We start from the raw sequence: 23,970 nt of genomic DNA, 5'->3' as shown, positions 1-23,970 counted from the left end.
TGTAAAGCCTCACCTCGGACCAGACAGGCGAAAGGGCCCCCTCACCACCGATCGACGGTGGGAGGAGGCCCCCGGGCTGCCCGGTGTCACCGGGCGGTGCGGTTGGGTCAGCTCGCCTGCTCCGCGAGCTGGAGGAACTGACGCTTGGCGGCGAGCGCCGACTCGGCCTCCCGGATCCGCTTGGCGTCCCCGGCCGCCTGGGCCCGGGCCAGCCGCTGCTCGGCCTCGGCCACCTGGTCGCGCATCTGCACCAGCAACGGGTTGGCCGACGGCTCGGTACGCCGCCACGCCGAGTCCATTGCCTGCCGTACCTTCTCGTCCACGACCCGCAGCCGGCGGTCCAGCCCGGCAGCCGCCTCGCGCGGCACCCGGCCGGCGTCGTGCCACGCCCCCTGGATCTCCCGCAGCTTGGCCTGCGCGGCCCTCGGGTCGGTGTCCACGTCCAGCGCCTCGGCCTCGGCCAGCAGGGCCTGCTTGCGCTCCAGGTTGCCGCGCTGCTCGTTGTCCCGCGCGGAGAAGACCTCGCTCCGCCGGGAGAAGAACGCGTCCTGGGCGGCCCGGAACCGGTCCCAGAGCTTCTGCTCGGCCTCCTTCGAGGCGCGCGGAGCCGCCTTCCACTCCGTCATCAGGTCCTTGAGCCGGTTCGCGGTCGCCGCCCAGTCGGTCGACTCGGCCAGCGACTCGGCCTCGGTGACCAGCTCCTCCTTCGCGCCCTGGGCCTGCTTGCGCTGGGCGTCGAGGGTGGCGAAGTGAGCGCCCCGGCGGCGGGTGAACCCGTCGCGCGCGGCGGCGAACCGCTTCCACAGCTCACCGTCGGTCTTCTTGTCGACCCCACGAATGGTCTTCCACTCGTCCAGGATCTCCTTGAGCCGGTCACCGGCGGTCTTCCAGCCGGTCGACTCGGCGGCCAGCTTCTCCGCCTCCTCGACCAGGGCCGTCTTGCGCGCCAGCGCCTCGGTCCGGGCCGTCTCGCGGGCCGCTCGGGCCTCGCCCGCCTTCTCGTCGGCAACACCCGCCAACTTGTCCAGCCGGGCGCCGAGGGCGTCGATGTCGCCCACCACGTGCGCCTCGGCCAGCGAGCCACGCAGTCGCCGTACGCTCGCCAGTGAGTGCGCCGCGTCGGCGGCGCCGGAGTTGAGCCGCGCCTCGATCAGGTCCACCTCGGTCACCAGGTCGGCGAAGCGGCGGGCGAAGTGCGCCAGCCCCTCCTCCGGTGCCCCGGCCTGCCAGGAACCGACCACCCGCTCGCCCTCGGCCGTCTTGACGTAGACCGTGCCGTCCGCGTCCACCCGTCCGAAGGCCGTCCAGTCGCTCATGTGCCCATCCTCGTTCTCCCGGCGCCACCGAAGAGAGGGGTCCCCCGGGGTCGCCGCCACGGCGCAGTCATATTGCAGCGAAGTTTCTCCCCGGCATTGTCACAGGTCCAACCGGGTCCGCGTCGAGCGCCTGTGGTCGACCGTGACCATACGGTGTCCTTGACCATGGCCGATCGGTGTGCAAGCGGGTGTAAGGTCCGAACCCGGCTACGGTGGTGGCGTGTCTCTGATCGCCGCCGCCGTCTGCCCGCACCCACCGATGATCGTGCCCGAGATCGCCGGCTCGGCCGCGGCCGAACTCGATGACCTACGGTACGCCGCAGACGCCGCGATCACACGACTACTTTCCGTCGCTCCCGACGTGCTGGTGGTCCTCGGCGGCGGCGACCGGACGGAAACCTTCCCCGCCCCGTACGCCGGCAGCTTCGCGCCCTGGGGAGTGGACACCGGATTCGCCATCGGTGACGGCGCCCGTCGACCGCTCGGGCCGCTGAGCCTGCTGGTCGGCGGCTGGTTGCTCAGCCGGCACGACGTCACCGGCACGGACCTCCGGCTGGACACCGTCGACACCACGGCAACCGCCGGGGACTGCGTCAAGCTCGGTACGGAACTGGCCGACCACCGGCCCCGGGTCGCGCTGCTCGTCCTCGGGGACGGGTCGGCCTGCCGGGGGGAGAAGTCACCCGGCTACGACGACCCGCGCGCGGTCGCGTACGACGATCGGGTTGCCGAGGCCCTGGCCCGCGCGGACGTCGACGCCCTGCTCGGCCTCGACCCGGTGGTGTCGACCGAGTTGCGGGTGGCCGGGCGGGCGCCGTGGCAGGTGCTCGCCGGTGCCGCAGGTGGCGGCTGGAGCGGTGAGCTGACCTACCACGCCGCCCCGTACGGCGTCGGCTACTTCGTGACCACCTGGCACCCGGCCGACGGCGAGCAGGCTGACGGGGAGCAGGCTGACGGCGAGCAGGCTGACGGGGAGCAGGCTGACGGGGAGCGGGCCGACGGGGAGCGGGAGGGGCGGCGATGAGTCTCGTGGTCGCGATCGTCGGGCCGACCGCGGCCGGCAAGTCGGCGCTGAGCATCGGCCTGGCCGGGGCCCTCGGCGGCGAGGTGGTCAACGCCGACTCGATGCAGCTCTACCGGGGCATGGACATCGGCACCGCCAAGCTCACCCCGGCCGAGCGGGCCGGCGTCCCACACCACCTCCTGGACGTCTGGGACGTCACCGAGCCCGCGAGCGTCGCCGAGTACCAGCGGCTGGCCCGTGCGGCGATCGACGACATCCTGGCCCGGGGCCGGGTGCCGCTGCTGGTCGGCGGCTCCGGTCTCTACGTCCGGGCGGTGCTGGAGGAGTTCGAGTTTCCCGGCACCGACCCCGCCCTGCGGGCACGGCTGGAGGCGGAGCTGGCCGAGATCGGGCCGGCGCCGCTGTACGCCCGGCTCCGGGCGGTCGACCCCGAAGCGGCGGAGAGCATCCTGCCCGGCAACGGGCGGCGGATCGTCCGTGCCCTGGAGGTCATCGAACTCACCGGCGGCCCGTTCACCGCCGCCCTCCCGGATCCGAAGCCCTGGTACCCGTCGGTGCAGCTCGGCGTCGACCGGGACACCGCGGTCCTGGACGAGCGGATCGCCCTCCGGGTCGACCTGATGTGGGCGGCCGGACTGGTCGACGAGGTACGCGAACTCGCCGGCCGGGGCCTGCGCGAGGGCCGGACCGCCGGCCGGGCGCTCGGCTACCAGCAGGTGCTGCGCCAGCTCGACGGGGAGCTGACCGAGGAACAGGCACGCGCCGAGACGATCCACGCGACCCGGCGGTTCGTCCGTCGACAGCGCAAGTGGTTCCGTCGGGACCCGCGGATCGGCTGGCTCGACGCGGGCCGGTCGGACCTGGTCGAGGCCGGGGTGAAGGCCGTCGAGGCGGCTCGGGAGCAGGCTCGGGGATGAACACGCCGATGATCGGGAATGATGGGCTGGTGCACTTCACCAAGGGACATGGCACCGGCAACGACTTTGTCATCCTCGCCGACCCGGACGGCGAACTTCCGCTCACCCCGACGCTGGTCGCCGCGCTCTGTGACCGTAGGCGCGGGATCGGCGCGGACGGCGTACTGCGGGTGATCCGGGCGGCCAAGCATCCGGCCGGCGCCGCGTACGCGGGTGACGCCGAGTGGTTCATGGACTACTGGAACAGCGACGGGTCGCTGGCCGAGATGTGCGGCAACGGGGTCCGGGTCTTCACCCGCTACCTGCTCGACAACGGCCTCGCCGAGCCGGCCGACGGCGGGCTGCCGATCGCCACCCGCGCCGGAGTGGTCCGGGCCGTGGTCGGACCGGCCACCGTCGGGCGCGGCGTGGTCGCGGACCGGGAGATCTCCGTCGACCTCGGCGCCCCCCGGCTGTACGGCGACAGCACGTCGATCACCGCCCTCGCCCCCCGGCCCGACTCCGACGGGCTGGACGGGCCCGAGCGGGTGACTTTGTCCGGTGCGGCGGTGGACTGCGGCAACCCGCACCTGGTCTGCGTCCTGCCGGCCGGGCTGGAGCTGTCCGCGTTGGACCTGACCCGGGCACCCGGATTCGATGCGGAGTTCTTCCCGACCGGGGTCAACGTCGAGTTCGTCACCCCGGCCGAGCCGGTGGCCGGCACCGACCTGCACGTACTCATGCGGGTCTACGAGCGGGGTTCGGCGGAGACCCTGTCCTGCGGCTCCGGTGCGGTGGCGGTGGCAGCGGTGGCCCTGCGCGACGCCGGCCTGAGCGAGGGTGTGGTCGCGGTGGACGTACCCGGCGGCCGCCTCACCATCACCGTCGACCCCGAAAGCGCCTGGCTCTCCGGCCCCGCCCTCCTGATAGCCGAAGGCACCCTGAACCCCTCCACCCTCTCCTGACCCCCTCCTGCCCCACACCCCCGCCCCGTCCCCGCGCCCCGTCCGTCCCCGTCCCCGCCCGCCCCTCCGCCCGTCGATCTTGCAGTTGTGGCGCCCGAATGAGGTCTTTCGTTCGGATTTGTGAACCACCACAAGTGCAAGATCGACGCGGGCGGGAGGGGTGGGACGGCAGGGCGGGCGAGGGAGCGGGGTGGGCGGGGTGGGCGGGTTAGTTGGTGTTGTTGGCTAGGGGGGCGGTGGGGGCGGCGGCGGTGGCGGCGATCTCGGGGAGGTCGGCGGGGCCGGGGTCGGCGGCCGGGGCGGGAGCGGGGTTCTGGGCGGCGGCGCGTACGGCGGCGGCGACGGCGGTGGCCACCCGGGAGTCGAAGACGCTGGGCACGATCACCGTCGGGTTGATCTTGTCCTCGCCGACCACGTCGGCGATCGCCTGAGCCGCCGCGAGCGCCATCTCCTCGGTGAACTCCTCGGCGTGCGCGTCGAGCATGCCCCGGAACACACCGGGGAAGGCGAGCACGTTGTTGATCTGGTTCGGCTGGTCGGACCGGCCGGTGGCGACCACGGCCGCGTACTTGCGGGCCTCTCGCGGGTCGACCTCGGGGTCCGGGTTGGCCAGCGCGAACACGATCGAGTCCTTCGCCATGCCGGCGATGTCGTCGCCGGTGAGCAGGTTCGGCGCGCTCACCCCGATGAACACGTCAGCGCCCCGGATCGCTCCGGGCAGGTCGCCGCTGTAGTTCTCCTTGTTGGTGTTCTCGGCCAGCCACTGCCAGGCCGGGTTGCCGTCGGCCAGCCCACGGTGCAGGGCACCGGCCCGGTCGTACGCGATGATGTCGCCGACGCCCTGGCGCAGCAGCAGCTTCATGATCGCCGTACCGGCGGCGCCGGCTCCAGAGACGACCACCTTGACGTCGGCGAGGCGCTTGCCCACCACCCGCAGGGCGTTGGTCAGCGCGGCGAGCACGACGATCGCGGTCCCGTGCTGGTCGTCGTGGAAGACCGGGATGTCGAGCAGGTCGCGCAGCTTCGCCTCGATCTCGAAGCAACGCGGGGCGGCGATGTCCTCCAGGTTGATCCCGCCGTACGCGGGGGCGATCGCCCGCACGATCGAGACGATCTCGTCCACGTCCTGGGTGTCCAGGACCACCGGCCAGGCGTCCACCCCGCCGAAGCGCTTGAACAGTGCCGCCTTGCCCTCCATCACCGGCAGCGACGCGGCCGGTCCGAGGTTGCCCAGCCCGAGTACGGCCGACCCGTCGGTGACCACGGCGACGGTGTTGCGCTTGATGGTGAGCCGACGGGCGTCGGCCGGGTTCTCCGCGATCGCGAGGCAGACCCGGGCCACCCCCGGGGTGTACGCCCGGGAAAGCTCGTCGCGGTTGCGCAGCGCGACCTTCGGGGTGACCTCGATCTTGCCCCCGAGGTGCAGCAGGAACGTACGGTCGGACACCTTGCGGACGTCCACGCCGTCGAGGGCGGTCAGCGACTTCACCACCTGGTCGGCGTGGTTGGAGTCGGCGGTGTCGCAGGTGAGGTCGACGATCACCGTGGTCGGGTCGGAATCGACCACGTCCAGGGCGGTGACGATCGCGCCGGCTTCGCCGACGCAGGTGGTGAGCCGGCCGATGGCCGAGGCGTCAGCGGTGACGCCGATCCGGATGGTGATCGAGAATCCGGCGCTCGGCAGGCGGGTGGTGGTCACGGGGTCCCTCCGTCGTTGGTGGGCACGGCCGGCCGGCCGTCGCTTCGCATTCTTACCCGCGTCGTACGGGCCGCTTCCGGCGCATCCCCCATGAGTGCCGTAAACGACCCTCATCAGCCCGCAAACGCCCCTTTTTGACGGGTTACCCCCTGGTTGTACCTGACGGGCCGATCAGTCGGGGTGACGGATTATGGCGGTGCGATCGGTGGCGGAGCGTGTCACGATTGACGCCAGGAATGAAACGGACAGGAGACCCGCTTGCGAAATCAGGAAAGCTTCGCTCCGCTGACCGACCAGGACCTCGACGCCCTGCTCGGCGAGGAGATCACCACCGGTGAGATGGAGCGGGAGGACCGCCAGGCACTGCGCCGGGTCGCCGGACTCTCCACCGAGCTCACCGACGTCACCGAGGTCGAGTACCGGCAACTCCGGTTGGAGCGGGTGGTCCTGGTCGGGGTCTGGACCGAGGGCACCATGACCGACGCGGAGAACTCGCTCACCGAGTTGGCCGCGCTCGCCGAGACCGCCGGTTCCGAGGTGCTCGAGGGGCTGATCCAGCGGCGTACCCGGCCCGACCCGGCGACGTACATCGGTCGGGGCAAGGTCGAGGATCTCGCCGCCGAGGTGCTCGCCTCCGGTGCGGACACGGTGATCTGCGACGGGGAGCTCTCCCCGTCCCAGTTGCGCAACCTGGAGCAGCGCACCAAGGTCAAGGTCGTCGACCGGACCGCGCTGATCCTGGACATCTTCGCCCAGCACGCCAAGAGCAAGGAGGGCAAGGCGCAGGTCGAGCTGGCCCAGCTCGAATACCTGCTGCCCCGGCTGCGCGGTTGGGGTGAGAGCCTGTCCCGGCAGGCCGGCGGCAGCGGTCGCGGCGGTGGCGCGGGCGGTGGTGTCGGCACCCGTGGTCCGGGTGAGACCAAGCTGGAGACCGACCGGCGCCGGATCCGGCACCGCATCTCCCGCCTGCGGCGGGAAATCAAGAACATGCGCACCGTACGGCAGACCAAGCGCGCCCGCCGTAGTCGCAACGCCGTCCCGGCGATCGCCATCGCGGGCTACACCAACGCCGGCAAGTCCAGCATCCTGAACCGGCTGACCGGGGCGGGAGTCCTGGTCGAGGACGCCCTCTTCGCCACCCTGGACCCGACCACCCGCCGTACGGAAGCCGCCGACGGGCGGGTCTACACCCTCTCCGACACGGTCGGTTTCGTCCGGCACCTGCCGCACCAGATCGTCGAGGCGTTCCGTTCGACGCTCGAGGAGGTGGCCGACGCCGACCTGGTCGTACACGTGGTGGACGGGGCGCACCCCGATCCCGAGGAGCAGGTACGGGCGGTCCGTGAGGTGCTCGCCGAGGTGGGCGCCGACAAGCTGCCCGAGCTGCTGGTGGTGAACAAGACCGACGCCGCCGACGAGGAGATGCTGCTCCGGCTCAAGCGTGAGTGGCCGGACGCCATCTTCGTCTCGGCCCGGGCCGGGCGGGGCATCGACGACCTTCGGGCGACGATCGAGGCCCGGCTGCCGAGGCCGGCGGTCGAGCTGCGGGCGGTGCTGCCGTACGCCCGGGGAGACCTGGTCGCCCGGATCCATCGGCGTGGCGAGGTACTCGGCACCACACACCTCGCCGAGGGGACCCTGCTGCACGTCCGGGTCGACGAGGCGTTAGCGGCCGAATTGACCCCATATCGGACCTCCGGGGAGTAGATTGAAACTGCCCGAACGGCAGCTTCGGGCCGAACGATCACGGCCTCCCCGCCGTGTCCCTGCGACGTGCGACACTTGGCCGATGCGGCGTGTCCTCTCCTCGGTCGTGGTTGTCGGTGGTGTGGTCGGCGCGTGCCTGGGGTTGACTGGAGCCCCGGCGCTCGCCGCGCCGGCCAGGGTGTGCACCATCGACGACAGCCGGACGAACGAACTGTCCGGCATGGTCGCCACCAAGACCGGTTACGTCGTGATCAACGACAGCACCGAGGTGCAGAGCCACGACCAGATCTTCTTCCTGAGCAGCAAGTGCAAGGTGACCAGGGCCGTCCCGTACACCGGGAAGGGCTCGCGGGACCCGGAGGACCTGGCGCTGTCGGCGGACGGCAGGACCCTCTGGGTCGCCGACATCGGGGACAACGTCGACGCCGCCGAGCGGCGTACCAGCGTGGTGCTCTGGAGCCTGCCGGTGGAGGGGACCGGCAAGCCGGTCCTGCACCGGCTGGCCTATCCGGGCAACAAGCCGCACGACGCCGAGGCGCTGCTGCTCGGCGAGGACGGTACGCCGTACATCATCACCAAGACCGGCACCGAGAAGAGCGAGATCTACCGGGCGCCGGCGCCGCTGCCGAAGGACAACGCCACGGGCGTGCCGATGGAGCTGGCCGGCGAGATCACCCTGCCGAAGAGCACGACGGAGAACCTGCTCACCGTGACCGGACGGTTGATGATCACCGGTGCGGCGCGGTCTCCGGACGGTAGCCGGGTGGTGTTGCGGACCTACGCGGACGCGTTCGAGTGGGACGTGCCCGACGGTGACATCGTCAAGGCCCTGACCACCGGCAAGCCACGGATGACGCCGCTGGCCGACGCCTTCGGCGAGTCGATCGCGTACACCCCGGACGGCAGCGCCTTCGTCACCGTCTCGGACGTCGGCAGCCTCGCCGACGACGCCGAGGTCGTGATCCAGAGCTATGAGCCGTCGACGCAGGTCGCCGCCGCTCCGGCCGCGGCCGGTGGCACCACCGGTGGCACGAGCGACAGCGGCAAGTCCTGGACCTCCCAGCTCACCCTCACCGACATCACGTACCTGATCGGTGCCGTCGGGGTGCTCGGCGCCCTGCTGGTCGGGCTCGGGATCTTCGGCATCGTCCGGTCCCGGCGCAAGCGGGCGGGGGAACCGGGGGACCCGGACGGCACGCTGGACGCCGACGGGTCGAGGAACGGGCGTCCGGGCGCCGGTGACCTCCCGGCGGACCCGCCGGGACAGGCACGCGGGAACACGTACGGCGGGGGCGCCCAGGACGGTGGGTGGACCGGTGCGCCCGGTGGTGCCTACCCGGCCCCCGGTGGTGGCGGCTACGAGCCCACCGGACGGCCCCAGCCGGGCGTCTACGGCGGTCAGCAGGGCGGCGGTGGTGGCGGTGCGGTCTACGGTGGTGCGCCCCGACCGCAGACCGCCGGTCCCGGCGGCGGGGTCTACGGCGGTGCCGGTTCGCGGGCGCCCGGAGGCGCGGCGCCGGATCCGGCCTACGGCGGAGGCCGTGGCGGCTACCCGCCCGCCGATCCCCGTGGGCAGGCCGGCGACCGGCGCAACGACCAACCGGTGAACGGGTACGGCCAGCCGCGCGGCGGCCAGTACGGGCAGGGGCGCCCGGCGCCCCGCGGTTACCCGGAGAACGGTTACCCGGAGCAGGGCTACCCCGAGCAGGGTTATCCGGAGCAGGGCCGGCGCTGAGCCGACCCTCCGTCCGGTGCCGTACCGGCCAGGACCGGTTGTGCTCGTCCGGACCGGGTACGTCGAAGCCGTCGCGGTACGGGCCGGGCTGTGGCCCGGGTGCACCGCGACGGCTGTGAGCGTGCTGCCGGACGCTAGATCCGGCGGAGTACGGCGACCACCCGACCCATGATCGAGGCGCTGTCGCCCGGGATCGGGTCGAACGCGGAGTTCGCCGGCATCAGCCAGACGTGCCCGTCCCGCCGGCGGTAGGTCTTCACCGTGGCCTCGCCGTCCAGCATGGCGGCGACGATCTCGCCCGAGTCGGCGGTCGGCTGCTGGCGGACGACCACCCAGTCGCCGTCGCAGATCGCGGCGTCGAGCATCGAGTCGCCCTTGACCTTGAGCATGAAGACCTCGCCCTCGCCGACCAGCTCGCGGGGCAGCGGGAAGACGTCCTCCACGGCCTGCTCGGCCAGGATCGGGCCACCGGCCGCGATCCGGCCCAGCATCGGCACGTACGCCGGGGTGGGGCGCTGGGCGCGGGCCGCCTCGTCGTCCATGAGGTCGCTGGGCGGACGGACGTCCACCGCGCGGGGACGGTTCGGGTCGCGCCGCAGGAAGCCCTTCCGCTCGAGTTCCTTGAGCTGGTAGGCGACGCTGGACGGGGACACCAGACCGACGGCCTCGCCGATCTCGCGGACGCTCGGCGGGTAGCCGTAGCGCTCCACCCAGTCCCGGATGAACTCCAGGATCCGCCGCTGCCGGGCGGTCAGGTCGGCGCTGACCAGGTCGGGGAAGTGGCTCACCACCGAGGTGACGGCGCGCAGGGTCGGCTCGGCCGCTCGGGCGCGGGCCGGGCTGCGGCGGCGGGCCGAGGTCGCGCCGGATCCAACGGCGGCCTCTGGCGGGTTTTGCTGCCGGTTCGTCCGGTCGTCGGTCGACACGTCCGTCCTCCCTGCTCGGCGGTGGTGCCGGTGTGGCACGTGGTGCGCATGGGCCCGGATCCCGTTGCGACCGTGGGCCGGCCGGGATCGGTTGTTCACGACCGTATAGGTGAGATCGGACAGTTTCAAACATCTGTACGACGTGGCGTCGGCGTGTCGTGCCCGCACGCTCGACATCCGTACGTCTGTTCTGATACACCATCGTACGTCTGTTCTATCGAACTGGCGTACGATCTTGGAGGTCAGCGTGGGTGCACCGGACATCTCCCGGCCCTCGCAGGGTGGTCGACTCCGCCTGACCCGACGTGGTCGGGTGGTGCTGGTCGGTCTTTTCCTGGTTCTCGCGGCCGGGCTGGCGGTGGCGCTCGCCCCTTCGTCCCGGGCGTCCGATCCGCCCGGTCCGGTGCCGACCGCCGTGGTGCTTCCCGGTGACACGCTCTGGTCGGTCGCCGAGCGGCACCGGCCGAGCCGACAGCCGTTCCGGGTGATCGCCGAGATCCGCCGACTCAACGGGCTCGACGGCAACACGATCCACGCCGGGCAGAAGCTGAAGCTCCCGCGAGAGGAGTGACTCACGGGGTGTTCGGGGTGACACGCGGTGGTCGTCTGACCGTCTGTCGGGGCCCGGTAACCCGGGGCCGACCGGTGATGTTGGCAAGATAACGCCTCGGCGCGCCGGGCCGCCCTGAACTTGACCCCGGCCGCTCCGCGGCATACGGTCGACCCCTAGATGTAGTAGTGACAAGGGTGTAAGTCGTCCACAGGTTGGGTTCGACTACCCACAGCTTCCCGCTCACCAGCACGGCGACGGCCACCTCACAGTGGCTCCCGCCGGCTGTCCTGGTGTCCGGGGGGTGGCGGGCACCCCACAGTGCGGTGAAAGGAGGTCGGCTATGCGGTGTCCATACTGCCGGCACGCCGACTCCCGGGTCGTCGACTCGCGCGAGGCCGACGACGGCCAGTTGATCCGCCGCCGGCGGTCGTGCCCGGAGTGCGGCAAGCGGTTCACCACCGTCGAGGAGGCGGTGCTCGCCGTCGTCAAGCGCAGCGGGGTGACCGAGCCGTTCAGCCGTACGAAGATCATCGGTGGGGTGCGCAAGGCGTGCCAGGGCCGCCCGGTCGACGAGGACAGGATCGCTCTGCTCGCCCAGCGGGTGGAGGAGACCGTCCGGGCCAAGGGCGCCGCCGAGATCCCGAGCAACGAGGTCGGCCTGGCCATCCTCGGACCGCTGCGTGAGTTGGACGAGGTGGCCTACCTCCGCTTCGCCAGCGTCTACCGCTCGTTCGACTCCCTGGGGGACTTCGAGCGCGAGATCGAGTCACTGCGCGCGGCGGCTGCCGCCCGTACGGCGGCACGGAGCGACGCACCGCAGGGGCCGGCGATCCCGGCACAGGCGGAGCCGGCCGGTGGCCGTACCAGTTAGCTTCTTGGGTTTTGATCATGTAGGCGGCGCGGCGGCGGACCGTGCCGGTAAGGGGGCGGATGAGATGGCGGGGGAAGGTATGACAGCGAACAAGAGCCGGTCACGGGCGGCCAGCAGCACCGGACTCAAGGTCGAGCGGGTCTGGACCACCGAGGGGGTGCACCCCTACGACGAGGTGACCTGGGAACGCCGGGACGTCGTCATGACGAACTGGCGCGACGGCTCGATCAACTTCGAGCAGCGCGGGGTCGAGTACCCGGAGTCGTGGAGCGTCAACGCGGCCAACATCGTGACCACCAAGTACTTCCGCGGTGCCGTCGGCACCCCGGAGCGGGAGTGGTCGCTCAAGCAGCTCATCGACCGGGTCGTGAAGACCTACCGGGCCGCGGGGGAGCAGCACGGTTACTTCGCCACCCCGGCCGACGCCGAGATCTTCGAGCACGAGCTGGCCTGGATGCTGCTGCACCAGGTGTTCAGCTTCAACTCGCCGGTCTGGTTCAACGTCGGCACCGCCTCGCCGCAGCAGGTCAGCGCCTGCTTCATCCTGGCCGTCGACGACTCGATGGACTCGATCCTCGACTGGTACAAGGAAGAGGGGCTGATCTTCAAGGGCGGCTCGGGCTCCGGGGTGAACCTCTCCCGGATCCGGTCCTCGCGGGAACTGCTCTCCAGCGGCGGCACCGCCTCCGGCCCGGTCAGCTTCATGCGCGGCGCCGACGCCAGCGCCGGCACCATCAAGTCCGGCGGCGCCACCCGGCGCGCGGCCAAGATGGTCATCCTCGACGTCGACCACCCGGACATCGAGGAGTTCGTGACCACCAAGGCACGCGAGGAGCACAAGATCCGTGCCCTTCGTGACGCCGGGTTCGACATGGACCTCGGCGGGTCGGACATCGTCAGCGTGCAGTACCAGAACGCCAACAACTCGGTCCGGGTCACCGACGAGTTCATGCGGGCGGTCGAGGGCGGCGGCACGTTCGACCTGCGCGGCCGGCTCGACGGCGCGGTCATCGACACCGTCGACGCCAAGGGGCTGTTCCGCACCATCGCCCAGGCCGCCTGGGAGTGCGCCGACCCCGGCCTGCAGTACGACGACACCATCAACGACTGGCACACCAGCCCGGAGACCGGGCGGATCACCGCCTCCAACCCGTGCTCGGAGTACCTGCACCTGGACAACTCCTCGTGCAACCTGGCCTCGCTCAACCTGATGAAGTTCCTCCGCGCCGACGGTGGCTTCGAGGTGGAGAAGTTCGTCCGGTCGGTCGAGTTCGTCATCACCGCGATGGACATCTCGATCTGCTTCGCCGACTTCCCGACCGAGAAGATCGGTGAGACGACCCGGGCCTACCGGCAGCTCGGCATCGGCTACGCCAACCTCGGCGCCCTGCTGATGGCGACCGGCCACCCGTACGACTCGGAGACCGGGCGCTCGGTTGCCGCGGCGATCACCTCGCTGATGAACGGCACCGCGTACCGCCGCTCGGCCGAGCTGGCCGGGGTTGTCGGCGCGTACGACGGGTATGCCCGCAACGCCGAGCCCCACAAGCGGGTGATGCGCAAGCACGCCGCCGCCAACGACGAGATCAAGCCGTCCGGCGCGGTCGCCACCGCGATCGTCCGCGAGGCCACCAAGCAGTGGACGACGGGCAACAAGCTCGGCGACCGCAACGGCTGGCGCAACGCCCAGGCGTCGGTGCTCGCGCCCACCGGCACCATCGGCCTGATGATGGACTGCGACACCACCGGGGTCGAGCCCGACCTGGCGCTGGTCAAGTTCAAGAAGCTGGTCGGCGGCGGTTCGATGCAGATCGTCAACCAGACCGTCCCGCGCGCCCTGCGCAGCCTCGGCTACCCCGAGGAGCAGGTCGAGGCGATCGTCGAGCACATCGCCGACCACGGACACGTCGTCGACGCGCCCGGCCTGAAGCCGGAGCACTACGCCGTCTTCGACTGCGCCATGGGCGAGCGCTCGATCGCCCCGATGGGGCACGTCCGGATGATGGCCGCGGTGCAGCCGTTCATCTCCGGCGCGATTTCCAAGACGGTCAACATGCCGGAGGCGGCCACCGTCGCCGACGTCGAGGAGATCTACTTCGAGGGCTGGAAGCTCGGCCTCAAGGCGCTGGCGATCTACCGCGACAACTGCAAGGTCGGCCAGCCGCTCTCGGTGGCCAAGCCGAACAAGGCCGTCGAGACCGCCCCGGCCGAGGTCGCGCCGGTCAGCGCGGAGAAGGTCGTCGAGAAGGTCATCGAGTACCGCCCGGTACGCAAGCGCCTGCCGAAGAAGCGCCCGTCGGAGACGGTCTCCTTCTCGGTCGGCGGTGCCGAGGGCTACCTCACCGCGTCGTCGTACCCGGACGACGGCCTGGGCGAGGTCTTCCTCAAGATGTCCAAGCAGGGCTCCACGCTCGCCGGGGTGATGGACGCGTTCTCCGTCGCCATCTCGATCGGCCTGCAGTACGGCGTTCCGCTGGAGACGTACGTCAGCAAGTTCACCAACATGCGGTTCGAGCCGGCCGGGATGACCGACGACCCGGACATCCGGATGGCCGCCTCGGTGATGGACTACATCTTCCGCCGGCTGGCACTGGACTTCCTGCCGTACGAGCGCCGCGCCGAACTGGGCATCTTCACCGCGACCGAGCGGGCCGCGCAGTTGCGGGCCGAGGCCGAGGCGGAGAACAACCTCGAGCTGTCCGTGATGGCCTCCTCCGCGCCGGTGACGGCTCCGGTCGAGGTCAAGGCGGAGCCGGTGGCCGCCCCCGTGGCACCGGTTGCCGAGCCGGTGTCGGTCGAGGCGGCCGGGACCAAGCAGCTGGGGGTCCGGATCGGATCCTCGACCGAGCTGCTGGAATCGGTGCTCGGCAAGGCGGCGGACGCACCGCTCTGCTTCACCTGCGGCACGAAGATGCGCCCGGCCGGTAGCTGCTACGTCTGCGAGGGCTGCGGCTCCACCTCGGGCTGCAGCTGAAACCGGGAAGTTCATGTATGTCTCCCGTGAGTAACTCCTAAGAGGAATCACTGGTTGACATCGATCCTGGTAAAGGCCTACAACAGATGCCTCCCATCCGCGTTCGGGTGGGAGGCATCTGCTTTGGGCGTACGAGGGGAGCAGTGGACGTGTCGGTGAGTGTCGTCCCTCCACGTCCCACCGATCACGACCTGCTCGGGCAGATGCTCGGCGAGCCGGCGCTACGGGTGGAGCACGTAGACAGCCCGTCCATCCTTGTCGACGGTCGCTATCACGCGGCGGCGTCGCATTGGCTGCGTCGTAAGCACCAGCGACGGCCGGTGATGGACACGACCGTCGCCCACGCCCGTCGAGTCGCCGCCTGGATCGAATATCTGCGCGTGGTGCGGCTCAGCATTGACCCCGCCGAGCACCGCAGCGACGTGTTCGTCGCCGATGAGGAAGACCTGCTCGCCTACTACCGCGCCCGCCAGTACGACCAGGACACCCAGGTCTCCTCGTCGACCTGGCAAGCCCAGCGCTCCACCCTCAAGCAGTTCCACGAGTTTCTGCACCGCACCTACAATTGCCGCTGCCCTTCGACCTCGAGCGCATCAACCTGCCCGACGGCCGCAGCGTCCAAGCCATCGCCGGCCTACGGCCACGCCGCGGCACTGGCAGCCGTGGCACCCCGATCACCCCGGGCTTCGCCGACCTGCTCGTCCAAGGCGCGATCCGAATCGACCGGGACCGCCGCCAGCACGACGTGCGAACCGTCGACCGGGACGCGGCCATCATCAGCCTCGGGCTCGCCGCCGGCCTGCGCCGCGAGACCCTCACCTACATCTCCTGGTACGAGATCCCGCCGTTGAGCAGCAACGACTTCACCACCATCCGGGTGCCTGACTTCATCACGAAGAACGATGCCGGCGGAGACGCCTTCGTCTTCTCTCACCGCCTCGTTTCCCTGCGCCACTACATCACCGAGTACCGCGCCAAGCTCATCGAAGAGGGTCGCCCCTACCGGCCCGCCGAGCCGCTGCAACTGAGCAGCGCTGATGACGACCCCTAGGGCGCGTTTCATAAAGCACGGTGGGCAGGTTGAGGTCACGGCGTGGCGGTGATCGATAGACAACGAGGTCTCCGGTACTTGGTACAACGACCAAGAAGCACCATGCACCGGAGACCTCGTGGCCACCCTAGCGGTGACGAGGCGGCACGACCTGACCGACGCGCAATGGGCGGCGCTTGCCCCGTTGCTACCCGCTGCGCCGGTTCGGGGTCGTCCGCCGAAGTGGACAAGAAGGCAGCTGATCGACGGGATTCGGTGGCGGATCCGGATCGGTTCACCCTGGCGTGACGTCCCGGCCGAGTACGCGCCCTGGCCCACCATCTACGGCCTGTTCCGCCGCTGGCAGCGCGACGGCACCTGGGAGAAGATCCTCGCCGGGCTACAGGCCAGCGCTGACGCGGCCGGCCGGATCGAGTGGGACGTCAGCATCGACTCGATGACCAGCCGCGCCCACCAACACGCTGCCGGTGCCCGCCGGGACGGGCATCTGCAGAGAGAACCACCCGGCGGCATCCACGACGAGCCCGTCGATCACGCGCTCGGGCGGTCGCGAGGCGGGCTGACCACCAAGACGCATCTGGCCTGTGAACAAGGTCAGAAACCCCTCGCCCTGATCCTCACGGCCGGTCAACGCGGCGACAGCCCGCAGTTCATCCCCGTCCTACGCAAGATCCGGGTGGGCCGGCCCGGCGGTGGGCATCCCCGGACCCGTCCGGACCTCGTCCTGGCCGACAAGGCCTACACCTCGAAAAGCAACCGAGCCCACCTGCGTTCCCGCGGGATCAAGGCCTGCATCCCGAGCAAAGCCGACCAGGACGCCCACCGCAAAGCCAAGGGATCGAAGGGCGGTCGCCCACCCCGCTTCGACCCGGTCGTCTACCGGCAACGCCACGCCGTCGAGTGCGGCATCAACCGCCTCAAACGCCACCGCGGCGTCGCGACCCGATACGACAAACTCGCCGTCCGCTACCAGGCCGTCCTGACCATCACCGCCATCGGAGAGTGGCTCCGACCGGACTTATAAAACGCGCCCTAGAGCGCCGTGATCGACGGCAAGAGCATCCGTCGCCGCTGATGCCGATCATGTCGCCAACCGGGAAGGCTGGACCCGGCCCGACCGTGATCGCACCTTCAAGCTGGCGCACTGGGACTATGACGCCAACCAGTTGGATGGCTTCGACTACGACATCGGCGCGGTACTCGTGCGCGCTGCAACCGTCGTAGGCGAAGAAGCGCTTGCCGCGCTTCTCCACGCGTGGAATCTTCCACCGGGCCACTTTCTGCATCCTTGGCATACCGATAACCCGAGGTGAGCGCGGTCTCGGCCGCTACCCGAGATGTCCAATCCACGTCCGCTGAGGAGCTTTCGAATGTCGGAACCCGGCCTTGCCCTTGGACGATTGGTCGCGAACGAGAACAGCTCAAGCGATCTGCTCGCCTTCCTGTTCGAGCGGGATCCCCAGCCACTGATTGGATTGCTCGGGCTGGCCGAGGACACATATCGGTGTCGGCGGGAGGTCAAGGCACAGCGCGCCGGGCGCGTGGATCTTGTCTTTTACCGGCAGTCGGACGATCTGCCGGTGGCTGTGCTGGAGATGAAGGGTGCCAGCGACGAGCATGACGATCAGCTGGATCGATATCGAGCGTGGGCCGACACGTTCGATATGGCACCGGCATTGTTCTACTGCACTTTTGATGGCGAACCGCGCCCGCCGTGGCGGTCACTGAGCCTCATTACAATCTTCGGTGCCTGGCAGACGGTTGCGGATCCACACACGGCGTGGCTCGCCGGTGAAATCACCGCGGTTCTACACCGCTGGGATGCAGAGGCGGATGCTGCAATCGGGAAAGCTCAGGGCTGGTACGTCCCGGATTTGGTGACTCGTCGCACCGCCCGCGCTCTCGATGATGCGCTGTGCCGGGCCTTCCCTGGCGCTGGAATGGCGAGCGCCACGGTTACCAAGGCGGGAAACCCAACGCTGCTCGCTTGGCGACGTCATCCGCATGGGTCGGATCAGGCATGGATCGGCGTGGACGTGCGATGCCGGGGCCGCAGGGCTGCGGCTTCGCCCTGGCTGTTTCGGCCCTGCGTCGATGTCGATCTGAGGGACGAGTCGGAAGAAGCGGTACGAGAGGCCGTCCTGGAAGCACACGATCTGGCTGTCGCGCTGCAACCAGCGATGATGCTGTCCGCCATCCAGGAGGCTCTTGTTGAGCGAGGTCGACCTGAGCTTGCCCAATCACTGCACGTTGCCAAGCATGACGGGCTCGCTGGGTTACCCGATCGCGCGGTTATGGCGGACTGGCGCGGTCGGCTTGTTGCTGGCGGCAGCACGCCACGTCGGCATCCGGTCTTTTTGCACGACAAGGGTCGAAGGCTGGCGACGCAGTTCGACTTGGATGTAGGCCGGATCACGCGTACCGACCTCGCGGACCTCACCTCTGTGGTCCTGGAACATCTGGTCGAACGAGCAAAGGAGAGCCGAACTTGATCGACGCCCGGAGCTGGCCCGCAGCGCTCATTGCCGCCGTCGACATCATCTGTGCCGCCGCCTCGGCGGATACAGTGCAGCCTGCATTAAGGCTAAGTTCGGAGTCGACGCGGAGGACAACCAGTGACAAGGGTTGGATTTTGGACCTGCCAGCACAACGGATGCCTGAAGCACCAGAACCCCCGCCTGAGCAAGGCGATCGGCCACACATGCTGTGGCCTGTGCTCGGACGGGCAAGCCTGCGTCCAGGCGGCATGGGGCGACGCGCCGGTGTTCCCGCACGCCTACGTTCCGCCGGTTGTCGATGTCACCGGCAACGGGATGCGCTGCGTCATCTGCAAGCAGGGGCCGCACTAGGGGAAAGTGGAGGCCGGCATTGGGTGGGGCCGTGGGCAGGGGTTCCTGCGATCATCGGGGAATGACGATCGCGGAGACCTACGTCGAGTTCGGGGTACGTGAGGCGCGCGGGGTGTCGCCCGCGTACGAGCGACTGTCGCTCGCGGTCGCCCGTGACGACGAGGTCATCGAACTGCTCGGTACGCTCCCGCCGGCCAAGCGGCAACCGAACCTGCTGTTCGGCGTCGTACGGCTGCTCGGTGGCCCGGTTGACGATCCGGCCGCGTTCCACGGGTACGTGGTGCAGAACTGGCCGGCGATCGAGGCACAGATGCGGGCCAGGGCCACCCAGACGAACGAGGCCGGGCGGTGTGCCGTACTGCTGCCGGTGCTCGCCGCGCTGCCGCAGCCGCTCGCCCTGCTGGAGGTCGGTGCGTCGGCCGGACTCTGCCTATATCCCGACCGGTACGCCTACCGCTACGGGGACAGGGTGCTCGGCACGGGCGAGCCGCTCCTGGAGCGCGAGGCGACCGGGGCGCCGCTGCTGGAGTGCGAGGCGACGGGGGTGCCGCTGCCGGTCGGCGTACCGGAGGTGGTGTGGCGGGGTGGCCTGGACCTGAACCCGCTCGACGTGACCGACCCGGCGGACGTGGGGTGGCTCGACTCGCTCATCTGGCCCGAGCACACGCACCGCCGGGCCCGTTTACGAGCCGCGGCTGCCGTCGCCTCGGCCGAGCCGCCGTTGCTCGTACGCGGTGATCTGGTGGACGACCTGCCGGCGCTGGCCGCACGGGCGCCGGCCGACGCGACGCTGGTGGTGTTCCACACCTCGGTGCTCTACCAGGTGCCGGTGCCGCGCCGGGAGGCGTTCGTCGAGCTGGTACGCGACCTGCCGGGACACTGGATCGCGAACGAGGCGCCGGACGTCCTGCCCTACGACCACCTGCCGCAGCCGCCGGGCGAGGCGCTGCACAACGTGCTCGCGCTCGACGGGAAGCCGCTCGCCTGGACCCGGGGCCACGGCCAGGCGATGACCTGGTTCGGCTGACACCTCCGGGCAAGCCGCGCCTCGGGGCAAGTCGCCGGGCACCTCACGCCACCGCCATGTCCCGCATCTTCCGCAGCGGCGAGAAGAAGACGAACAGGGCCGCACTCCAGGTGCCGAGTACGCAGATCCACAGCGTCGCCCGCAGACCCAGGTGACTGGCGAGTGCACCCCCGAACAGTGCGCCGAGCGGAACCGCCCCGAGGCAGATCCACAGGAACGACGCGTTGACCCGGCCGAGCAGACCGGGCGGGGTGATGCGCTGCCGGTACGTCATCGCCGCCACGTTGAACAGGACCGCGTTGGCGGAGAACGCGGCGAGTCCGATGCCGTAGAGCAGCACCCCCCAGCCGGGCTGTGCCAGCGGCATCAGCAGGTACAGCGGTCCCGGCGCCGCCATCGCCACCCAGATGATCCGGGCGGATCCGATCCAGCGGGACAGGCGGCTGGCCAGGGCGCCGGCCACCAGGCCGCCGAGCGCGCTGAGCGTGAAGACGAGTCCGACCAGCATGGACGAGGCGTCCAGCTCGCGGACCATGAAGGTGACCTCGATGGAGCCCGAGGCCATGACGAAGAAGTTGGACGTGGTCGTACAGGCCAGGATCGAACCCAGGATCGGCTGGTGGCGGATGAAGGCCAGGCCCTCGGTCATCGCGACCCGCAACCCGACCCGTTCGGTCTCCGGTCCGGCCGGTTCCCGTTCGGCCGGTGTCTCCCGGATCAGCCACAGGGTCAGCGCGCTGACCAGGAAGGCGAGTCCGTTGCTGAAGAACGTCCTGGCTGCGCCGACGAGTCCGATCAGCGCACCGCCGATGCTCGCGCCGGCGAGTTCGGCGAACTCCTGGCTCATCCCGAGTTTCGCGTTGGCGTCGACGAGCTGGTCGGCCGCGACGAGCCGGGGGAGCCGGCTGCGGTAGGCCACGGTGAACAGCACGGTGAGCACCCCGGAGAGCCCGACGACGCCGTAGAGGTACCAGAGCGTCAGGTGTCCGCCGAGCGCGACCAGCGGCAGCGACAGCATCAGCGCCATCCGGCCAAGATCACAGAAGATCATCAGTCGGCGCTGGTCGACCCGGTCGGCGAGGATTCCGGCGGGCAGCGAGAACAACAGGTACGGCAACCAGGCGAGGAAGGTCAGCAGGGAGATCTGGAACACGCTGGCATCGAGGTCGTTCGCGGCGAGCAGCGGGATCGCGATGCCGGAGATCCGGGTGCCCAGTTCGCTGACCGTCTGTCCACTCCAGAGCAGCAGGAAGTTCCGGCTGCGCCAGAGCGACGCCGGGCCTGCCGTACCGGCCCGCGCGGGTGGCGCCAGTTGTCGCGTCACTGCTGCCGCCGATCCGTACGGGAGTTGACGAGGGAACGCCGCCGAAATCGGTGTGACATCGGGGCGGCTCCGGCCAACGATCGTGACATGAGTGTGGAGCTGGGGCGACTGACTTTGCGGGTGGTGGTGCCGGGGCCGTCCGACCGGGGCGCGAGTGTGGAGGTCCGACCCCTGGTCGACGGGGAGGACATCCTGGCCCGGGTGTTCCGGGAGGGTCCCGGGGCGGATCCGGCGGCGCTGCTGCGACCGTACGGGCCGCTGACCGCGACCGTGGAGGCGCGCGAGGTACGCCTGGCGGAGGCCTCCTGCACCGAGGGGTGCTGCGGCGCGATCTACGTGACCGTCCGGCTCGATGGCGACCAGGTGGTCTGGGCGGACTGGCGCAACCCGGACGAGGAGAACGTCGACCTGCCGGAGTTCCGGTTCGACGCCGCGCAGTACGCCGAGGAACTGGACCGGGCAACCATCGATCGCGACTGGGAGTGGCCGGCCCGTACGGTCGCCCGCCTGGTGGAGGAGCTGCTTCGGCGGCAGGCCGAGCGGCTGACGCGCCAGGGGTGTGAGCTGGACTTTGTCACCGCGCTGCCTTCGAAACCGTACGAGATCGGTGTCTTCTTTCTGCACCCAGACCGGGCCGCCCTGGTCGAGGGTCGGCCCTGGCTCCAGTTCCGGGCGCGGTTCCAGGTGACCGCCGAAGATCCGTCGACCCAGGCGGAGAGGCTGGCGGAGCTGCTGCTCGCCGCTGACCCGAGGGTGGTCACGGAGGTGTGCGGCGGGTCCCCGGAGTACGCCGACCGGCGCGGCCACGTCTGGCCGTCGCATCGGGAACGGGACTGATCCGGGACCCCTCCCAGGGATCCGCACTTGACATCCGGTCGGGTTGGTTACATGGTTAGTTACATGAGTAATGAACCGGCTAACCTCGGTCGGCCCGGTCGGCGCGACCTCCGCTCGGGCCGGTGCGCGTGATGGAGGAGGGCCGGCCGATCTTCCTCCAGGTCGCGGAGCTGCTGGAGACCGCGATCATCGACGGCAGCCTCGCCGAGGAGACCCAGGTCCCCTCGACCAACGAGCTGGCCGCCTTCCACCGGATCAACCCCGCCACCGCCGCGAAGGGCGTCAACCAGCTTGTCGACGACGGCGTTCTGTACAAGAAACGAGGAATCGGGATGTTCGTCTCCACCGGCGCCCGCGCCAGGCTGCGGGAACGGCGCCGTGAAGAGTTCGCCGACCAGTACGTCCAACCCCTGCTCGCGCAGGCGCGCAGGCTCGGCATCGGCGCCGAGGAGCTCAAGTCGATGATCGACCTCCGGGAGGGGGAGCGATGAGCGCGGTGGTGACCGCCCGGGCCGTGACCAAGCGATTCGGTCAGACGACCGCGCTCGACGACGTCAGCTTCTCCCTGACCGAGAACACCATCCACGGTCTGCTCGGCCGCAACGGCGCCGGCAAGACCACCCTGATGCAGATCCTCACCGGACAGAACTTCGCCACCTCCGGCGAACTGTCGGTGTTCGGGCAGCACCCGTACGAAAACGACGAGGTCCTCTCCGGGGTCTGCTTCATCAAGGAGAGCCAGACCTACCCGCAGAACTTCCAGGTACGGCACGCGCTCACCGCCGCCCGCCTGCTCTTTCCGCGCTGGGACCAGGAGTTCGCCACCGCCCTGGTGGACGACTTCCAACTGCCGCTACGGCGACAGGTGCGCAAGCTCTCCCGGGGCATGCTCTCCGCGCTCGGCGTCATCATCGGACTCGCCGCCCGCGCACCGCTCACCTTCTTCGACGAGCCGTACCTCGGGTTGGACGCCACCGCCCGGCAGATCTTCTACGACCGGCTGCTCGCCGACTATGCCGAACATCCCCGCACCATCGTGCTCTCCACCCACCTGATCGACGAGGTCAGCAACCTGATCGAGCACGTCCTGCTGATCGACCGGGGGCGGATCCTGCTGGACGAGAGCGCGGAGGCACTCCGTACCGAGCTGGTCACGGTCTCCGGGCCGGTGGACGAGGTGGAACAGATGGCCGCGAACGCCGAGGAACTGCACCGCGAACGGCTCGGCAACCTGGTACGCGTCACCCTGCGGGGGCGGTTCGACCCGGCAGAGCGGAACCGGATCACCGGACTCGGGCTGGAACTGACACCGGTCCCGCTACAGGAACTCGTCGTCCGGCTCACCAGTACGTCGAACGGTGCCGGGAACGTCCGTACCGCCGGAAAGGGTGCCCTCCGATGAACCGTGTCCTTCCCGCGACCCGGGTCCACCTCATCACCTGGCCGACCCTGGTCGCCTGGCCCTGGGGGATCCTGCTCACCAGCTTCGTGTTCAACCTGGTCCTGTTCACCGGGATCGGCGACGACATCGAGGGTGGGCCGCAGACCGGTGGGCTGGTCAGCGTCTACATCGTGACGATGGTCAGCGCCGGCCAGTCGATCACCCAGTTCTTCCCGTTCTCGCTCGGGCTGAGCGTGACCCGGCGGACCTTCTACGCCGCCGTCTCGCTGCTGCTCCTCGGTGAGTCCCTGCTCTTCGGGGTCATGCTCTACCTGTGCAAGCTGGCCGAGCGGGCGACCGACGGGTGGGGCATCTCGATGGGTTTCTTCGCCCCGTCGTTCCTGAACAGCGATAACCCGGTCCTGCAGATCCTGATCTACATGGTGCCGTTCCTGGTGCTCGGCTTCTTCGGGATCTTCGCCGCCCTGGTGATGAAGCGCTGGGGCATCACCGGCCTGTACGTCCTGAGCATCGGGCTGCTGTCCCTGCTCGGCCTGCCCGCCGTACTGATCACCTGGCAGGGGTGGTGGCTGACCATCGGACGGTGGTTCGGCGACCAGTCCGCGCTCACCCTCTTCGCCGGTTGGCCGGCCCTGCTCGCCCTGGCGCTGGCCGGTGCCGGTCTGCTGACCATCCGCCGGGCCACCACCTGACGGACGTTCCACCGGTACGGGTCCGGCTCGCTCGGGGGGAGCCGGACCCGTCACCGTCACCGGCGGCCCACGGCCAGGGCCGGGCTCGCCGCGAACCGCGTCCGGCCGCCGGGCGTAACCTC

General features: G+C 70.0%; 21 protein-coding genes. 16 read left to right on the top strand and 5 right to left on the bottom strand.

The features are described 5' to 3' along the window. Nucleotides 1-107 precede the first annotated feature (107 nt). Entirely contained in the window at nt 108-1,316 is a 1,209-nt protein-coding gene (locus OIE47_RS04655; protein WP_326560241.1) for a DUF349 domain-containing protein, read from the bottom strand. Between the two features lie 259 nt (nt 1,317-1,575). Here OIE47_RS04655 and OIE47_RS04650 point away from each other — a divergent pair, with 259 nt between their 5' ends. Genes OIE47_RS04650 through dapF form a run of 3 tightly spaced genes read left to right on the top strand, consistent with a single transcriptional unit; the run spans nt 1,576 to nt 4,201 of the window. Next, on the top strand, nt 1,576-2,340 hold the full coding sequence (locus OIE47_RS04650; protein ID WP_326562994.1) for a hypothetical protein: 765 nt from the start codon (nt 1,576-1,578) through the stop codon (nt 2,338-2,340). Further along, nucleotides 2,337-3,257 (top strand): tRNA (adenosine(37)-N6)-dimethylallyltransferase MiaA, encoded by a 921-nt coding sequence (gene miaA / locus OIE47_RS04645; RefSeq protein WP_326560240.1) that lies wholly within the window; start codon nt 2,337-2,339, stop codon nt 3,255-3,257. The genes OIE47_RS04650 and miaA overlap by 4 nt, the downstream gene beginning before the upstream one ends. A gap of 29 nt (nt 3,258-3,286) precedes the next feature. Then, the gene (gene dapF, locus OIE47_RS04640; protein ID WP_326562993.1) at nt 3,287-4,201 is read left to right on the top strand and encodes a diaminopimelate epimerase; all 915 of its coding nucleotides are present in this window, start codon (nt 3,287-3,289) and stop codon (nt 4,199-4,201) included. Between the two features lie 208 nt (nt 4,202-4,409). Here dapF and OIE47_RS04635 read toward each other — a convergent pair whose 3' ends face one another. Beyond that, nucleotides 4,410-5,900, bottom strand: a complete 1,491-nt coding sequence (locus tag OIE47_RS04635) for an NAD-dependent malic enzyme (RefSeq protein WP_326560239.1) — start codon at nt 5,898-5,900, stop codon at nt 4,410-4,412. Nucleotides 5,901-6,158: 258 nt separating this feature from the next. Between OIE47_RS04635 and hflX the strand changes: the two genes are divergently transcribed. Continuing rightward, nucleotides 6,159-7,607, top strand: coding sequence for a GTPase HflX (gene hflX / locus OIE47_RS04630; protein ID WP_326560238.1), 1,449 nt, complete (start codon nt 6,159-6,161; stop codon nt 7,605-7,607). Between the two features lie 82 nt (nt 7,608-7,689). Continuing rightward, entirely contained in the window at nt 7,690-9,342 is a 1,653-nt protein-coding gene (locus tag OIE47_RS04625; RefSeq protein WP_326560237.1) for a hypothetical protein, read from the top strand. A gap of 134 nt (nt 9,343-9,476) precedes the next feature. On the opposite strand, the gene lexA is transcribed toward OIE47_RS04625, so the two are convergent. Continuing rightward, a complete protein-coding gene (lexA, locus tag OIE47_RS04620; protein WP_326560236.1) occupies nt 9,477-10,268 on the bottom strand; it encodes a transcriptional repressor LexA in 792 nt (263 codons plus the stop codon). Nucleotides 10,269-10,515: 247 nt separating this feature from the next. Between lexA and OIE47_RS04615 the strand changes: the two genes are divergently transcribed. From OIE47_RS04615 to OIE47_RS04605, 3 genes are all read left to right on the top strand, one after another. After that, nucleotides 10,516-10,839, top strand: a complete 324-nt coding sequence (locus tag OIE47_RS04615) for a LysM peptidoglycan-binding domain-containing protein (RefSeq protein WP_326560235.1) — start codon at nt 10,516-10,518, stop codon at nt 10,837-10,839. A 322-nt stretch (nt 10,840-11,161) separates the two neighbouring features. Then, the gene (gene nrdR / locus OIE47_RS04610; RefSeq protein WP_326560234.1) at nt 11,162-11,692 is read left to right on the top strand and encodes a transcriptional regulator NrdR; all 531 of its coding nucleotides are present in this window, start codon (nt 11,162-11,164) and stop codon (nt 11,690-11,692) included. Nucleotides 11,693-11,756: 64 nt separating this feature from the next. Beyond that, nucleotides 11,757-14,666 carry a vitamin B12-dependent ribonucleotide reductase gene (locus OIE47_RS04605; RefSeq protein WP_326560233.1) on the top strand — a complete coding sequence of 970 codons (2,910 nt, stop codon included), beginning with the start codon at nt 11,757-11,759 and terminating at the stop codon, nt 14,664-14,666. A gap of 221 nt (nt 14,667-14,887) precedes the next feature. On the opposite strand, the gene OIE47_RS04600 is transcribed toward OIE47_RS04605, so the two are convergent. Then, nucleotides 14,888-15,220 carry a hypothetical protein gene (locus tag OIE47_RS04600; RefSeq protein WP_326560232.1) on the bottom strand — a complete coding sequence of 111 codons (333 nt, stop codon included), beginning with the start codon at nt 15,218-15,220 and terminating at the stop codon, nt 14,888-14,890. Between the two features lie 11 nt (nt 15,221-15,231). On the opposite strand from OIE47_RS04600, the gene OIE47_RS04595 reads away from it, so the two are divergent. The 4 genes from OIE47_RS04595 to OIE47_RS04580 all read left to right on the top strand — a co-directional run bounded on the left by OIE47_RS04595 (nt 15,232) and on the right by OIE47_RS04580 (nt 19,593). Further along, nucleotides 15,232-15,717, top strand: a complete 486-nt coding sequence (locus OIE47_RS04595; protein WP_326560231.1) for a hypothetical protein — start codon at nt 15,232-15,234, stop codon at nt 15,715-15,717. A gap of 133 nt (nt 15,718-15,850) precedes the next feature. After that, nucleotides 15,851-16,741: an IS5 family transposase gene (locus tag OIE47_RS04590; RefSeq protein WP_442792132.1), complete on the top strand. Its 891-nt coding sequence runs from the start codon at nt 15,851-15,853 to the stop codon at nt 16,739-16,741. 346 nt (nt 16,742-17,087) lie between these two features. After that, on the top strand, nt 17,088-18,209 hold the full coding sequence (locus OIE47_RS04585) for a hypothetical protein (protein WP_326560230.1): 1,122 nt from the start codon (nt 17,088-17,090) through the stop codon (nt 18,207-18,209). 418 nt (nt 18,210-18,627) lie between these two features. Beyond that, entirely contained in the window at nt 18,628-19,593 is a 966-nt protein-coding gene (locus OIE47_RS04580; protein ID WP_326560229.1) for a DUF2332 domain-containing protein, read from the top strand. A 43-nt stretch (nt 19,594-19,636) separates the two neighbouring features. On the opposite strand, the gene OIE47_RS04575 is transcribed toward OIE47_RS04580, so the two are convergent. After that, nucleotides 19,637-20,917: an MFS transporter gene (locus OIE47_RS04575; protein ID WP_326560228.1), complete on the bottom strand. Its 1,281-nt coding sequence runs from the start codon at nt 20,915-20,917 to the stop codon at nt 19,637-19,639. A gap of 87 nt (nt 20,918-21,004) precedes the next feature. Here OIE47_RS04575 and OIE47_RS04570 point away from each other — a divergent pair, with 87 nt between their 5' ends. The 4 genes from OIE47_RS04570 (at nt 21,005) to OIE47_RS04555 (ending at nt 23,848) form a co-directional block, all read left to right on the top strand. Beyond that, a complete protein-coding gene (locus tag OIE47_RS04570) occupies nt 21,005-21,754 on the top strand; it encodes a hypothetical protein (RefSeq protein WP_326560227.1) in 750 nt (249 codons plus the stop codon). A gap of 131 nt (nt 21,755-21,885) precedes the next feature. Beyond that, complete coding sequence (locus OIE47_RS04565; RefSeq protein WP_326562992.1) at nt 21,886-22,245, top strand: GntR family transcriptional regulator; 360 nt, start codon at nt 21,886-21,888, stop codon at nt 22,243-22,245. Continuing rightward, on the top strand, nt 22,242-23,156 hold the full coding sequence (locus OIE47_RS04560; RefSeq protein WP_326560226.1) for an ABC transporter ATP-binding protein: 915 nt from the start codon (nt 22,242-22,244) through the stop codon (nt 23,154-23,156). Before OIE47_RS04565 ends, OIE47_RS04560 begins: the two co-directional genes overlap by 4 nt. Then, nucleotides 23,153-23,848 (top strand): ABC transporter permease, encoded by a 696-nt coding sequence (locus OIE47_RS04555; protein ID WP_326560225.1) that lies wholly within the window; start codon nt 23,153-23,155, stop codon nt 23,846-23,848. Before OIE47_RS04560 ends, OIE47_RS04555 begins: the two co-directional genes overlap by 4 nt. The last annotated feature ends 122 nt before the right edge of the window (nt 23,849-23,970 follow it).

Source organism: Micromonospora sp. NBC_01796, assembly GCF_035917455.1.
Lineage (GTDB): Bacteria > Actinomycetota > Actinomycetes > Mycobacteriales > Micromonosporaceae > Micromonospora_G.
The sequence above is the reverse complement of the archived record's forward strand: the minus strand, read 5'-3'. Positions and strand labels throughout refer to the sequence as shown.

What these genes read in the sequence shown, in the direction of transcription:
- OIE47_RS04655 (WP_326560241.1), bottom strand. Translation starts at nt 1,316, where the DNA reads ATGAGCGACTGGACGGCCTTCGGACGGGTGGACGCGGACGGCACGGTC.
- OIE47_RS04650 (WP_326562994.1), top strand. Translation starts at nt 1,576, where the DNA reads ATGATCGTGCCCGAGATCGCCGGCTCGGCCGCGGCCGAACTCGATGAC.
- miaA (WP_326560240.1), top strand. Translation starts at nt 2,337, where the DNA reads ATGAGTCTCGTGGTCGCGATCGTCGGGCCGACCGCGGCCGGCAAGTCG.
- OIE47_RS04625 (WP_326560237.1), top strand. Translation starts at nt 7,690, where the DNA reads ATGCGGCGTGTCCTCTCCTCGGTCGTGGTTGTCGGTGGTGTGGTCGGC.
- nrdR (WP_326560234.1), top strand. Translation starts at nt 11,162, where the DNA reads ATGCGGTGTCCATACTGCCGGCACGCCGACTCCCGGGTCGTCGACTCG.
- OIE47_RS04605 (WP_326560233.1), top strand. Translation starts at nt 11,757, where the DNA reads ATGGCGGGGGAAGGTATGACAGCGAACAAGAGCCGGTCACGGGCGGCC.
- OIE47_RS04585 (WP_326560230.1), top strand. Translation starts at nt 17,088, where the DNA reads ATGTCGGAACCCGGCCTTGCCCTTGGACGATTGGTCGCGAACGAGAAC.
- OIE47_RS04580 (WP_326560229.1), top strand. Translation starts at nt 18,628, where the DNA reads ATGACGATCGCGGAGACCTACGTCGAGTTCGGGGTACGTGAGGCGCGC.
- OIE47_RS04570 (WP_326560227.1), top strand. Translation starts at nt 21,005, where the DNA reads ATGAGTGTGGAGCTGGGGCGACTGACTTTGCGGGTGGTGGTGCCGGGG.
- OIE47_RS04565 (WP_326562992.1), top strand. Translation starts at nt 21,886, where the DNA reads ATGGAGGAGGGCCGGCCGATCTTCCTCCAGGTCGCGGAGCTGCTGGAG.
- OIE47_RS04560 (WP_326560226.1), top strand. Translation starts at nt 22,242, where the DNA reads ATGAGCGCGGTGGTGACCGCCCGGGCCGTGACCAAGCGATTCGGTCAG.
- OIE47_RS04555 (WP_326560225.1), top strand. Translation starts at nt 23,153, where the DNA reads ATGAACCGTGTCCTTCCCGCGACCCGGGTCCACCTCATCACCTGGCCG.